This window comes from Paenibacillus sp. SEL1 (genome assembly GCF_054602535.1).
This window is the reverse complement of record NZ_CM137723.1, coordinates 1,291,305-1,303,665: the sequence shown is the minus strand read 5'-3', so window position 1 is coordinate 1,303,665 and position 12,361 is coordinate 1,291,305. Positions and strand designations below refer to the sequence as shown.

Annotated in this window: 23 protein-coding genes; all 23 read left to right on the top strand. The window is 44.5% G+C overall.

Going from position 1 to position 12,361, the window contains the following annotated elements; all coding sequences use genetic code 11:
* The first annotated feature begins 11 nt into the window (after positions 1-11).
* The 23 genes from tuf to secY all read left to right on the top strand — a co-directional run bounded on the left by tuf (position 12) and on the right by secY (position 12,272).
* A complete protein-coding gene (gene tuf, locus ACYCSE_RS06090; protein ID WP_023990558.1) occupies positions 12-1,202 on the top strand; it encodes an elongation factor Tu in 1,191 nt (396 codons plus the stop codon).
* Positions 1,203-1,541: 339 nt separating this feature from the next.
* Entirely contained in the window at positions 1,542-1,850 is a 309-nt protein-coding gene (gene rpsJ / locus ACYCSE_RS06085) for a 30S ribosomal protein S10 (protein ID WP_005544556.1), read from the top strand.
* A 32-nt stretch (positions 1,851-1,882) separates the two neighbouring features.
* Positions 1,883-2,506 (top strand): 50S ribosomal protein L3, encoded by a 624-nt coding sequence (rplC, locus tag ACYCSE_RS06080; protein WP_013312161.1) that lies wholly within the window; start codon positions 1,883-1,885, stop codon positions 2,504-2,506.
* A 26-nt stretch (positions 2,507-2,532) separates the two neighbouring features.
* A complete protein-coding gene (gene rplD / locus ACYCSE_RS06075; RefSeq protein WP_013312160.1) occupies positions 2,533-3,156 on the top strand; it encodes a 50S ribosomal protein L4 in 624 nt (207 codons plus the stop codon).
* Entirely contained in the window at positions 3,156-3,446 is a 291-nt protein-coding gene (gene rplW, locus ACYCSE_RS06070; RefSeq protein ID WP_013312159.1) for a 50S ribosomal protein L23, read from the top strand. Before rplD ends, rplW begins: the two co-directional genes overlap by 1 nt.
* A 30-nt stretch (positions 3,447-3,476) precedes the next feature.
* Positions 3,477-4,307 carry a 50S ribosomal protein L2 gene (gene rplB, locus ACYCSE_RS06065; RefSeq protein WP_013312158.1) on the top strand — a complete coding sequence of 277 codons (831 nt, stop codon included), beginning with the start codon at positions 3,477-3,479 and terminating at the stop codon, positions 4,305-4,307.
* Positions 4,308-4,379: 72 nt separating this feature from the next.
* Complete coding sequence (rpsS, locus tag ACYCSE_RS06060; RefSeq protein WP_007432579.1) at positions 4,380-4,658, top strand: 30S ribosomal protein S19; 279 nt, start codon at positions 4,380-4,382, stop codon at positions 4,656-4,658.
* Between the two features lie 36 nt (positions 4,659-4,694).
* The gene (gene rplV, locus ACYCSE_RS06055; RefSeq protein WP_013312157.1) at positions 4,695-5,027 is read left to right on the top strand and encodes a 50S ribosomal protein L22; all 333 of its coding nucleotides are present in this window, start codon (positions 4,695-4,697) and stop codon (positions 5,025-5,027) included.
* A gap of 13 nt (positions 5,028-5,040) precedes the next feature.
* Positions 5,041-5,706 carry a 30S ribosomal protein S3 gene (gene rpsC, locus ACYCSE_RS06050; protein WP_013312156.1) on the top strand — a complete coding sequence of 222 codons (666 nt, stop codon included), beginning with the start codon at positions 5,041-5,043 and terminating at the stop codon, positions 5,704-5,706.
* Positions 5,707-5,708: 2 nt separating this feature from the next.
* Positions 5,709-6,143, top strand: coding sequence for a 50S ribosomal protein L16 (gene rplP, locus ACYCSE_RS06045; protein ID WP_007432576.1), 435 nt, complete (start codon positions 5,709-5,711; stop codon positions 6,141-6,143).
* Positions 6,133-6,330 (top strand): 50S ribosomal protein L29, encoded by a 198-nt coding sequence (rpmC, locus tag ACYCSE_RS06040; protein ID WP_007432575.1) that lies wholly within the window; start codon positions 6,133-6,135, stop codon positions 6,328-6,330. Before rplP ends, rpmC begins: the two co-directional genes overlap by 11 nt.
* A gap of 50 nt (positions 6,331-6,380) precedes the next feature.
* A complete protein-coding gene (gene rpsQ / locus ACYCSE_RS06035; protein ID WP_007432574.1) occupies positions 6,381-6,644 on the top strand; it encodes a 30S ribosomal protein S17 in 264 nt (87 codons plus the stop codon).
* 34 nt (positions 6,645-6,678) lie between these two features.
* Positions 6,679-7,047, top strand: a complete 369-nt coding sequence (gene rplN / locus ACYCSE_RS06030; RefSeq protein WP_007432573.1) for a 50S ribosomal protein L14 — start codon at positions 6,679-6,681, stop codon at positions 7,045-7,047.
* 36 nt (positions 7,048-7,083) lie between these two features.
* Complete coding sequence (gene rplX, locus ACYCSE_RS06025; protein WP_013312155.1) at positions 7,084-7,437, top strand: 50S ribosomal protein L24; 354 nt, start codon at positions 7,084-7,086, stop codon at positions 7,435-7,437.
* A gap of 31 nt (positions 7,438-7,468) precedes the next feature.
* The gene (rplE, locus tag ACYCSE_RS06020) at positions 7,469-8,014 is read left to right on the top strand and encodes a 50S ribosomal protein L5 (protein WP_007432571.1); all 546 of its coding nucleotides are present in this window, start codon (positions 7,469-7,471) and stop codon (positions 8,012-8,014) included.
* 76 nt (positions 8,015-8,090) lie between these two features.
* On the top strand, positions 8,091-8,276 hold the full coding sequence (locus ACYCSE_RS06015; protein ID WP_010348808.1) for a type Z 30S ribosomal protein S14: 186 nt from the start codon (positions 8,091-8,093) through the stop codon (positions 8,274-8,276).
* A gap of 32 nt (positions 8,277-8,308) precedes the next feature.
* Positions 8,309-8,707, top strand: coding sequence for a 30S ribosomal protein S8 (rpsH, locus tag ACYCSE_RS06010; RefSeq protein ID WP_007432570.1), 399 nt, complete (start codon positions 8,309-8,311; stop codon positions 8,705-8,707).
* A 33-nt stretch (positions 8,708-8,740) separates the two neighbouring features.
* On the top strand, positions 8,741-9,283 hold the full coding sequence (gene rplF / locus ACYCSE_RS06005) for a 50S ribosomal protein L6 (RefSeq protein ID WP_013312152.1): 543 nt from the start codon (positions 8,741-8,743) through the stop codon (positions 9,281-9,283).
* A 115-nt stretch (positions 9,284-9,398) separates the two neighbouring features.
* Positions 9,399-9,767 carry a 50S ribosomal protein L18 gene (rplR, locus tag ACYCSE_RS06000; RefSeq protein WP_007432568.1) on the top strand — a complete coding sequence of 123 codons (369 nt, stop codon included), beginning with the start codon at positions 9,399-9,401 and terminating at the stop codon, positions 9,765-9,767.
* Between the two features lie 27 nt (positions 9,768-9,794).
* Positions 9,795-10,292 carry a 30S ribosomal protein S5 gene (rpsE, locus tag ACYCSE_RS05995; protein ID WP_013312151.1) on the top strand — a complete coding sequence of 166 codons (498 nt, stop codon included), beginning with the start codon at positions 9,795-9,797 and terminating at the stop codon, positions 10,290-10,292.
* Between the two features lie 12 nt (positions 10,293-10,304).
* Positions 10,305-10,490 (top strand): 50S ribosomal protein L30, encoded by a 186-nt coding sequence (gene rpmD / locus ACYCSE_RS05990; RefSeq protein ID WP_013312150.1) that lies wholly within the window; start codon positions 10,305-10,307, stop codon positions 10,488-10,490.
* A gap of 43 nt (positions 10,491-10,533) precedes the next feature.
* Positions 10,534-10,974, top strand: a complete 441-nt coding sequence (gene rplO, locus ACYCSE_RS05985) for a 50S ribosomal protein L15 (RefSeq protein WP_013312149.1) — start codon at positions 10,534-10,536, stop codon at positions 10,972-10,974.
* On the top strand, positions 10,974-12,272 hold the full coding sequence (gene secY, locus ACYCSE_RS05980; protein WP_061831397.1) for a preprotein translocase subunit SecY: 1,299 nt from the start codon (positions 10,974-10,976) through the stop codon (positions 12,270-12,272). Before rplO ends, secY begins: the two co-directional genes overlap by 1 nt.
* Positions 12,273-12,361 lie beyond the last annotated feature (89 nt).

The window sequence follows — 12,361 nt, the reverse complement described above, 5'->3', positions numbered from 1 at the left end:
GAATTGTTCAAATGGCAAAGGCTAAGTTTGAACGTAACAAACCGCACGTTAATATCGGTACTATTGGTCACGTCGATCATGGTAAAACTACTTTGACTGCTGCAATCACAACTGTATTGTCCAAAACTTACGGTGGTGCTGCTGTAGCATTCGATCAAATCGATAAAGCTCCAGAAGAGCGCGAACGCGGTATCACAATCTCCACTGCACACGTGGAATATGAAACACCTAACCGTCACTATGCACACGTTGACTGCCCAGGTCACGCCGACTATGTTAAAAACATGATCACTGGTGCTGCACAAATGGACGGAGCGATCCTGGTTGTATCCGCAGCTGACGGCCCAATGCCGCAAACTCGTGAGCACATCCTGTTGTCCCGCCAAGTTGGTGTTCCTTACATCGTTGTATTCCTGAACAAATGCGACATGGTTGAAGACGAAGAGTTGCTGGAATTGGTTGAAATGGAAGTTCGCGACTTGCTGAGCGAGTATGACTTCCCAGGCGACGACACTCCAATCACTCGCGGTTCCGCTCGTGAAGCACTGCAAAACCCAGATGGCGACTGGGCTAAGAAAATCGTTGAAATGTTCGAAACAATCGACACTTACATCCCAACTCCAGAACGCGACACTGACAAGCCTTTCCTTATGCCTGTCGAGGACGTATTCTCCATCACTGGTCGTGGTACAGTTGCTACAGGCCGTGTAGAGCGTGGTACAGTTAAAGTGGGCGACGAAATCGAAATCATCGGTATTCAAGAAGAATCCCGTAAATCCGTAGTAACAGGCGTAGAAATGTTCCGTAAATTGCTTGATTCCGCTCAAGCTGGTGACAACATCGGCGCACTGCTTCGCGGTGTAGATCGTGCACAAATCGAGCGTGGCCAAGTATTGGCTAAACCAGGTTCTGTTAACCCACATACAGAATTTTCTGCTCAAATCTACGTTTTGACTAAAGAAGAAGGCGGACGTCACAAACCTTTCTTCACTGGTTACCGTCCACAGTTCTACTTCCGTACAACTGACGTAACTGGTATCATTACTTTGCCAGAAGGTTCTGAAATGGTAATGCCTGGTGACAACATCACGGTTACTGTTCAACTGATCAACCCGATCGCTATCGAAGAAGGAACTAAGTTCTCTATTCGTGAAGGTGGACGTACAGTTGGCGCTGGTGCCGTAGCGACAATCTCCAAATAAGAAGGCTTTAGCCTTTAAATAGAGTAACAGTGTACTGGAACGAGTAACGTTGTATTGGAACGAAGCTAAACGAGCCCCTGCCCTGGTGCGGGGGCTTTTCTCTTGGGAAAAATCGCGAGCTGCGAGCACAACTGTATCTTTTGAAAATAAGATGCATTGTTTTTTCGTTTTTGCTTGCAATAGGCAGAACTATTCGATATAATAACTAATGTTGTTTGTGACTGTGCGATGATGTGAGAGGTTACTGACACACCCGGCCCCTTTGCCATGGGAGGGCTGTCGGAAAATTTTCACGGAGTATGTCCGATACCAAATTGGGCGATAGAAGGAGGGACTAAAATGGCAAAGCAAAAAATTCGTATTCGTTTGAAAGCTTACGATCATAGAATTCTTGATCAATCCGCTGAGAAAATTGTTGAAACAGCTAAACGTTCGGGCGCAGGTGTATCCGGGCCAATTCCGCTGCCAACTGAAAAACAAATCATTACTATTCTCCGTGCGGTACACAAGTACAAGGATTCTCGGGAACAGTTCGAAATGCGCACACACAAGCGTTTGATCGACATTGTTAACCCGACTCCACAAACTGTGGATGCCTTGATGCGCTTGGACCTGCCGTCCGGTGTAGATATCGAAATTAAATTGTAATATGTAATTAGGAAAAGAAATGAGGTGTCAACATGAAAGGTATCTTAGGAAAAAAACTCGGAATGACTCAAGTGTTTACCCCTGAAGGTAACGTACTTGCTGTTACGGTTATCGAAGCAGGTCCTTGTGTTGTTCTGCAAAAGAAAGATCTGGAAAACGATGGATACGAAGCTATCCAACTCGGTTTCTCTGATAAGAAAGAAAAAAGATCCAACAAACCTGAAGCAGGACATGCGAAAAAAGCAAATACTGCACCTAAGCGCTACGTTCGTGAACTTCGTGGCATCGACCTTGCTGCGTACGAGGTTGGCCAAGAACTGAAGGCTGATGTCTTCACAGAAGGCGAGTTCGTTGACGTAACAGGTATTTCTAAAGGTAAAGGTTTTGCCGGCGTTATCAAACGTTGGGGACAAAGCCGCGGACCAATGGCACACGGATCGCGTTACCACAGAGGTCCAGGTTCTATGGGTTCCATTCAAGCTAACCGCGTTCCTAAAGGTAAACACCTTCCAGGACACATGGGGCATGAAACGGTAACGATCCAACGTCTTGAAGTTGTTAAGATCGATACAGAACGTAATGTATTGCTCGTGAAAGGTTCCATTCCAGGACCTAAAAATAGCTTCGTTAAAGTATTAGAAACGGTGAAAAAATAAACAACTGAAGAAAGGAGGAACACGAAATGCCAAAAGTAGCACTATTTAATATTAGCGGCAGCCAAGTTGGTGAAATTGAATTGAACGACGCAGTGTTCGGTATCGAGCCGAATAAGCACGTTCTTCATGACGCTGTTGTTATGCAATTGGCTTCCCTGCGTCAAGGTACTCACAAAGTAAAAGGACGTTCTGAAGTACGTGGTGGCGGACGTAAACCTTGGAAACAAAAAGGTACTGGCCGCGCTCGTCAAGGTTCGATCCGTGCACCGCAATGGGTTGGTGGCGGTACTGTATTCGGTCCGACTCCACGCAGCTATGCTTACAAATTGCCTAAAAAAGTTCGTCGTCTGGCGATCAAATCGGCGTTGTCATCCAAAGTGATTGAGAATGAAATTATCGTATTGGACGCTCTTACACTGAACGGACCTAAAACGAAAGAATTCGCAGCCATTTTGAATAACCTTAAAGCTGATCGTAAAGCATTGATTGTAGCTCCTAGCTATGATGATAATGTAGCACTGTCCGCTCGTAATATTCCTGGTGTGAAGTTTGTAGCCGCAGACGGCATTAATGTTCTTGATGTGCTCGGACACGACAAACTGATCATTACGAAGGAAGCAGTTCAGAAGGTAGAGGAGGTGCTCGCGTAATGAAGGATCCTCGTGATATTATCAAACGTCCGGTTATCACCGAACGTACGGCTGGTATGATGAATGACTTGAAATACGTTTTCGAGGTTGACATTCGTTCTAACAAAGTCGAAGTTAAAAAAGCAATCGAAGCCATTTTTAACGTGAAAGTAAGTAACGTAAATACGCTTCGTGTTCCTGCAAAACCAAAACGCTACGGACGTCATTCCGGCTATACGAGCGAGTGGAAAAAAGCGTTCGTAACGCTGAGCAAAGACAGTAAGCCGCTTGAGTTTTTTGAAACGGTATAATTGAAACTGTAAAGTAAGGAGGGAAACTCAGTGCCAATTAAAAAGTATAAACCAACGTCCCCGGCCAGACGTGCTATGTCTGTATCTACTTTCGAGGAGATTACAACTAATCAGCCCGAGAAATCGTTGCTGGCACCTCTGAGCAAGCAAGCTGGACGCAATAACCAAGGTAAAATTACAGTTCGTCATCAAGGCGGCGGACACAAACGTAAATACCGCATTATTGACTTCAAACGTAACAAAGATGGAATACCGGGCCGCGTTGCTACGATCGAATATGATCCAAACCGTACGTCCAACATCGCACTTATCCACTATGTGGATGGTGAAAAACGTTACATCATTGCTCCTAAAGGTCTGAAAGTAGGAGACGAAGTGGTATCCGGTGCAGGTTCCGATATCAAAATCGGTAACTCCTTGCCGTTGGAAAACATTCCAGTAGGTACGGTTATCCACAACATCGAATTGAAACCGGGTAAAGGTGGCCAACTCGTTCGCGCCGCTGGTACGGAAGCCCAACTTCTTGGTAAAGAAGAAAAGTATGTTACAATTCGTTTGACTTCTGGTGAAGTTCGCCGCATTCTGAAAGTTTGCCGCGCTACAATCGGTTCTGTAGGTAACGAAGACCACGAACTGGTGAAAATCGGTAAAGCTGGTCGTAGTCGCTGGTTGGGACAACGTCCTGAAGTTCGTGGTGTTGTAATGAACCCTAACGATCACCCACACGGTGGTGGTGAAGGTCGCGCTCCAATCGGACGTAAATCTCCAATGTCTCCATGGGGTAAACCAACCCTTGGTTACAAGACACGTAAAAAAGGTAAAGCATCTGATAAGTACATCGTTCGTCGTCGTACTAAGTAATAAAACGTGCGCTTAAGTCGCACGTTAACATATTAAGGAACGACTACGTTTTAACGAAGGGAGGATTCATAAATGGGTCGCAGTCTCAAAAAAGGACCATTCATTGATGGTTACTTGTTGAAAAAAGTAGAGGTTTTGAATGAGTCGGACAAAAAAGTGGTAATCAAAACTTGGTCCCGTCGCTCTACGATTTTCCCGCAATTTATCGGACATACGTTTGGTGTATATGATGGTCGTAAACACGTGCCAGTATACGTAACGGAAGATATGGTCGGACACAAATTGGGCGAATTTGCTCCAACACGTACGTACAAAGGCCATACGGATGACGATAAGAAAACAAGAAGATAATCAACACAGCGTAGTGTTTGAGAGGAGGTAAACTCAATGGAAGCAAAAGCACATGCTAAGTCCGTACGGATTTCTGCTCGCAAAGTGAAACTTGTTATCGATTTGATTCGCGGTAAGCAGGTTGGTGAGGCGATCGCAATTCTTCGTCACACTCCAAAGTCCGCTTCTCCAGTCGTTGAGAAATTGTTGAATTCTGCGATTGCAAATGCAGATCACAACTACTCTTTGGACGTAAATAAATTGGTAGTATCTCAGGTTTTTGTAAACCAAGGTCCTACAATGAAACGATTCCGCCCGCGTGCAATGGGTCGTGCAAGTCGCATCAACAAACGCACCAGTCATATTACTCTGGTGGTATCTGAAAAATAAGGAGGGAAAACGTGTGGGCCAAAAGGTAAATCCCGTCGGACTCCGAATCGGTATTATCCGTGATTGGGAATCCAAATGGTATGCAGGCAAAGATTTCGGTGATCTTTTGCTGGAAGACGTTAGAATTCGTGAACATCTGAAAAAAAGATTGAAAGACTCCGCTGTATCCCGTGTTGAAATCGAGAGAGCAGCTAACCGTGTCAACGTAACGATTCACACTGCGAAACCAGGTATGGTTATCGGTAAGGGTGGTTCCGAAGTTGAAAATCTGCGTAATGAAATTACTAAAATCGCAGGCGGTAAAAAGGTACACATCAATATTTCTGAAATTAAAAATCCTGAACTGGATGCAATTCTGGTTGCTGAAAGCATTGCACAACAATTGGAACGTCGTGTTTCTTTCCGTCGTGCTTTGAAACAAGCAATTCAAAGAACTATGCGTTCCGGAGCAAAAGGAATTAAAACTCAAGTAGGCGGACGTCTTGGCGGTGCCGAAATCGCTCGTTCCGAAGGGTACAGCGAAGGAACAGTTCCACTGCATACGCTTCGTGCCGACATTGACTATGGTACAGCGGAAGCTCATACTACTTACGGTCGTCTTGGCGTAAAAGTATGGATCTATCGTGGAGAGGTTCTTCCTCCAGCTAAGAAACAAGCTCCTCAGGAAGGAGGCAACTAATCATGTTGGTACCAAAACGCGTAAAACATCGTAAACAACAACGTGGTCATATGAAGGGTCGTGCAAAAGGCGGTACTACACTGAACTTTGGTGAGTACGGTTTGCAAGCTACTGAACCTGCATGGATTACTAACCGTCAAATCGAAGCTGCTCGTATTGCGATGACTCGTTACATCAAACGTGGTGGTAAGGTTTGGATTAAAATTTTCCCTGACAAACCAATTACTCAGAAGCCTCTTGAGGTTCGTATGGGTAGTGGTAAAGGTAACGTAGAAAAATGGGTTGCAGTAGTGAAACCAGGCAAGATTATGTTCGAACTTGCTGGTGTTCCGGAAGAGATTGCTCGTGAAGCAATGCGTCTTGCCGCTCACAAACTGCCAATCAAAACTAAGTTTGTGAAACGTGAAGAATTGGGTGGTGAAGCAAATGAAGGCTAGTGAATTCCGCAACCTAACCACTGCTGAAATCGAACAAAAGATCTCCGGTTTTAAAGAAGAACTTTTCAACCTTCGTTTTCAACTCGCTACCGGTCAGCTTGATAACCCGACTCGGATCGGCGCTGTGCGTAAGGAAATTGCTCGTGCTAAAACTGTGATCCGTGAAAGAGAACTTGGGATTAGCTAAGATATCAGACCGGGTGGAAAATCCGCCTGTAATTAGGAAGGAGGCCAACAATGAGCGAACGTAATGCCCGTAAAGTATTAGTCGGTAAAGTAGTCAGCGACAAAATGGATAAAACGATTGTGATTGCTGTAGAAACTTACAAAAAACATGATCTCTACCATAAACGCATTAAAGTAACTAAGAAATTCAAAGCTCATGATGAAAACAACACCGCACAAATTGGTGATACTGTTAAAATCATGGAAACTCGCCCTTTGTCCAAAGACAAAAACTGGAGACTGGTCGAAATCGTTGAAAAAGCTGTTATAATCTAATGTAGTGTAGTTTTTCCGAAAGGAGGATAAATAAATGATTCAACCATTTACACGTTTGACTGTAGCTGACAATTCCGGCGCGAAGGAACTGATGTGTATCCGTGTGCTCGGTGGTACGGGACGTCGTACAGCTCAAATTGGTGACCTGATCGTTTGTTCCGTAAAACAAGCAACACCAGGCGGCGTTGTCAAAAAGGGTGATGTAGTAAGAGCGGTTGTTGTTCGTACTAAACGTTCTATCCGCCGTAAAGACGGTTCCTACATCGGATTTGACGAAAACGCAGCAGTGGTCGTTAAAGAAGACAAGAGCCCACGTGGTACTCGTATTTTCGGACCAGTTGCTCGCGAACTTCGTGACAAGGACTTCATGAAAATCGTTTCCTTGGCTCCGGAAGTGATCTAAACTCACCTTAAAATGTGCCCGTAGGAGGTGTACGAAATGCCAAAAGTGAAAAAAGTTCTGGAATCCCATAACAACAAGCTGCACGTCAAAAAAGACGACACTGTTCTGGTGATTACAGGTAAAGATAAAGGTAAAAAAGGTCGCGTTATCGCTGCTTACCCTCGTCAAAACCGTGTGCTTGTGGAAGGTGTTAACATGATTAAAAAACACCAAAAGCCTAATCAGTTGAATCCACAAGGCGGCATCATCGAGAAAGAAGCTCCGATTCACGTTTCCAACGTTATGCACATTGATCCGAAGAGCGGAAAAGTAACCCGTGTTGGTTACAAAGTTTTGGACAACGGAAAAAAAGTGCGCATTGCAAAACGTTCTGGCGAAGTGATCGACTAATTATTTTTTGAAGAAAGGAGGTATATGATTCATGGCTACAACAAGAATGAAAGAACGTTTCTTGAAAGAAATCACTCCTGCTTTGATGCAGAAGTTCAACTATACAACAGTGATGCAAGTGCCTAAAATCGAGAAAGTTGTAATCAACATGGGTGTTGGCGACGCAGTCCAAAACTCCAAAGTACTTGATTCAGCTCTCAACGACATGCAGCTGATCGCTGGTCAAAAACCAGTAATCACTCGCGCAAAAAAATCTATTGCAGGTTTTAAATTGCGTGAAAACATGCCGATCGGTGTAAAGGTAACACTTCGTGGCGAGCGTATGTATTATTTCTTGGACAAATTGTTCAACATTACTCTTCCTCGCGTACGTGACTTCCATGGTGTATCGACAAAAGCTTTTGACGGACGTGGTAACTACACGCTTGGTCTGAAAGAACAGTTGATCTTCCCGGAAATCGAGTATGATCAAGTTGATAAAGTTCGTGGTATGGACATCGTTATCGTAACGACTGCCAAAACTGACGAAGAGTCCCGTGAGCTTCTGACTCAGCTGGGCATGCCTTTCGCAAAATAATGTTGGCATAACGTTTCGGGCGTCTGATTTTAAAGACACCCTGTTCTCCGAAACTATTTAGGAGGTGTCAGGCTAAGTGGCAAAAACTTCAATGAAAGTCAAACAACAACGCGCACCAAAGTTTAAAGTTCGTGCTTACACTCGTTGCGAGCGTTGTGGTCGTCCACATTCGGTACTGCAAAAGTTTAAGATCTGCAGAATTTGCTTCCGTGAATTAGCTTATAAAGGCCAGATTCCTGGCGTGAAAAAAGCAAGCTGGTAAAAAGTCCTGTTTGGGAAGGAGGTTTATACACAATGACTATGTCTGATCCAATTGCAGATATGCTTACTCGTATTCGTAACGCGAACACAGTTCGTCACGAAACAGTAGAAATGCCTGCATCTACAATGAAAAAACAAATCGCCGACATCCTGAAACGTGAAGGATTCATTCGTGATGCGGAATTTGTTGAAGATAGCAAACAAGGGATCATCCGTATTTTCTTGAAATACGGTGCAAACAACGAGCGTGTTATTACAGGTTTGAAAAGAATCAGTAAACCAGGTCTTCGCGTTTACACGAAGAGCAATGAGATTCCACGCGTACTGGGTGGACTCGGGATCGCAATCATTTCAACATCCAAAGGTATCATGACTGACAAAGAAGCGCGTCAGTCCAAAGCCGGCGGAGAAGTTGTTTGCTACGTTTGGTAAGATAACGTTTAAAAGATAGGAGGTGCAACAGATATGTCCCGTATTGGTCGTAAACCAATCACAGTACCAAGTGGTGTTGACGTGACTTTGAACAACACAGCAATCACAGTTAAAGGTCCTAAAGGAACATTGACTCGTGAGCTTCATAAAGACATGTCCGTTACTGTGGAAAACAATGAAATTAATGTAGTTCGTCCTTCGGACAACAAACTTCACCGCTCTTTGCATGGAACAACCCGCAGCGTTGTCAACAACATGGTAAGTGGTGTAACTGAAGGGTTTTCAAAATCTCTGGAGCTGGTTGGGGTCGGATATCGTGCAAGCAAATCCGGAGATAAAATCGTTCTGAACGTTGGATACTCTCACCCGGTTGAAATCACACCGGAAGCGGGCATCGAATTCGAAGTTCCTTCGAACACTAAAATCATCGTTCGCGGAATTGATAAAGAGCGTGTAGGTGCCTACGCTGCTAAAATTCGTTCCGTTCGTGAACCTGAACCATACAAAGGTAAAGGGATTAAATACGAAGGCGAGCGCATCATTCGTAAAGAAGGTAAAGCCGGTAAGAAGAAATAAGTTTCTTACCGACTTTGTGCGGTCTTTCTGCTGGAAAGACTTCGTACTTCTTTTTTACCCAGTGCGTCTTAGTATAAAGTTTTAAAAGGCAAACTGAAGGGAGTGAAAACTTGAGATGATTACAAAACAAGATAAAAATAAAGCACGTGTCAGAAGACATCTGCGTGTACGTAAGAAAATCGAAGGTACGGCTGTACGTCCTCGTTTGAACGTGTTCCGTTCTTCCAAGCATATATACGCACAACTGATTGATGATGTAGCTGGTGTAACATTGGTATCTGCATCCACTATGGATAAAGAACTGAGCAGCGAAATCAAAAACGGTGGTAGTGTAGAAGCAGCTCGTAAAGTTGGCGAACTCGTTGCTAAACGTGCGAAAGAAAAAGGTCATGCTAACATCGTATTTGACCGTGGTGGATACTTGTATCATGGACGGATTCAAGCTTTGGCTGATGCAGCTCGCGAAGCAGGCCTTGAATTCTAAGACATTTCTCAAAAGGAGGTTAACGACTTGCGTGTAGATCCGAATACTTTGGAACTGACTGAAAGAGTAGTAAATATTAATCGTGTAGCTAAAGTTGTCAAAGGCGGACGCCGTTTCAGCTTCAGTGCTCTGGTAGTAGTGGGCGACGGCAACGGCTGGGTAGGCGCTGGAATCGGTAAAGCTGGCGAAGTACCTGATGCAATTCGCAAAGGTATTGAAGATGCTAAGAAAAACCTGGTTCACGTTCCACTCGTAGGAACAACAATTCCTCACCTTGTTACAGGTAAGTTCGGTGCTGGCCGGGTTCTGTTGAAACCGGCATCGGAAGGTACTGGAGTTATCGCTGGTGGTCCGGTTCGTGCTGTACTGGAACTTGCTGGTGTAGGTGATATCTTGACAAAATCTTTGGGTTCTTCGAATTCCATGAATATGGTCAATGCGACTTTGGAAGGTTTGTCCCGCTTGAAACGCGCTGAAGAAGTTGCAAAATTGCGCGGCAAATCCATCGAAGAGCTGCTGGGCTAAGGAGGGAATATCATGGCGAAATTAGAAATTACCCTCGTTCGTTCGTTGATCGGCCGTCCTGGTAATCAGAGAACGACTGTTAAAACGCTCGGCTTGCGTAAAATCAACCATAAAGTAGTTCAACCCGACAATGCAGCTATTCGCGGGATGATTAATCAAGTTAGCCATTTGGTTTCTGTTAAAGAAATTGAGGCTTAAGAAATAAAGTATTTTAACAATAATCAAGGAGGTGCAACGAACGATGAAGTTACATGAGCTTTCCCCAGCTCCAGGCTCCCGCAAAGAACGTAAACGTTTGGGTCGTGGTCCTAGTAGCGGTACGGGTAAAACTTCTGGTCGTGGTCATAAAGGTCAAAACGCTCGTTCCGGCGGTGGTGTACGTCCGGGCTTCGAGGGTGGTCAAAACCCACTGTATCGTCGCTTGCCTAAACGCGGTTTCGTAAATCCTACTCGTAAAGAGTATGCGGTTTTGAATATCGAAGATTTGAACAGTTTTGCAGCGGGTACAGAAGTAAGCCCTGAGTTTTTGCTGAACAATGGCATTGTGAAAAACGCCAAATCCGGAATTAAAATTCTGGGTAACGGTGAAATCACTGTGAAGTTGACAGTTAAAGCGAACAAGTTCTCTCAATCTGCGGTAGAGAAAATTGAAGCTGCCGGCGGTAAAACCGAGGTGATCTAATGTTCAAGACCCTGAAAAATATATGGCGGGTTGAGGATCTTAGAACCCGAATCCTGTTTACCCTGTTTATACTCTTTGTATATCGTATTGGCTCCTTCGTGCCGGTTCCCGGCGTGAATAAGCAAGTCTTTACTTCTCAGGATCAGGCAGGAAGCGAGTTGTTTGGACTCCTTAACACCTTCTCAGGGGGCGCATTGTATCAGTTTTCGATCTTCGCCCTCGGGATTATGCCATATATTACAGCGTCCATCATTGTACAGTTGCTGTCAATGGACGTGATTCCGAAACTTGCGGAATGGGCTAAACAAGGAGAGCATGGTAAAAAGAAGTTGGCTCAAATTACGCGTTATGGTACGGTAATACTTGGCCTGATTCAAGCATTCGGAACGTCGATTGGCTTTAATCGACTGTACGGTGCAGCGATGATTCCAGGAGCCACTTTTGCAGATTATCTGGTTATTGCCATTGTGCTTACAGCAGGAACTACGTTCCTTATGTGGCTCGGTGAGCAAATTACTGAAAAGGGAATCGGCAACGGTATCTCTATTGTTATCTTCGCAGGGATTGCTGCGGGTATTCCAAGACATATTCGGACGGTTGTAGAATCTCAGTTTATTCAGGCAGATCAGCTGTTTATGAATATTCTGAAGGCAATTATAATTGCCCTGGTGATTGTTCTGATTATTGTTGGTGTTATCTACATCCAGCAAGGTATTCGGAAAATCCCGGTACAATACGCGAAACGTGTAGTTGGCAACAAAATGTACGGTGGCCAGAATACGCATATTCCGATGAAAATTAATGCGGCAGGCGTTATTCCGGTAATCTTTGCGGTATCATTGCTGCAATTCCCGACAATTATTGCGAGTTTCTGGGCAGATCATGCTTGGGCTAAGTGGATTACCACTTACTTGTACTATGACAAGCCGCTGGGCATGGTTTTGTATGTCGTAATGATTATCGGTTTCACATTCTTCTATACCTTTGTACAGATGAATCCGCAGCAAATGGCCGACAATATGAAGAAAAACGGCGGTTATATTCCGGGAATTCGCCCGGGTAAAGCCACGGAGAAATACTTGACACGAGTAATGTCACGTTTGACAATGACAGGAGCTTTGTTTCTGGCAGTCATATCCGTTTTGCCGGTATTCTTCGGTTCGCTTTCGGGCTTGCCTCGTTCCGTGCAAATTGGCGGTACTTCATTGCTCATCATCATTGGTGTAGCATTGGATACAATGAAGCAAATCGAAAGCCAACTGATCAAACGCCATTACAAAGGCTTCATCAACAAATAGGCAATAGGTACCGGCTTAGGATGTTCGCATGCTTACCGGCACCTTTTGTGCTGTTTCTTGTGTAGGGGTCGTCTTGAGGAGTGACAGAT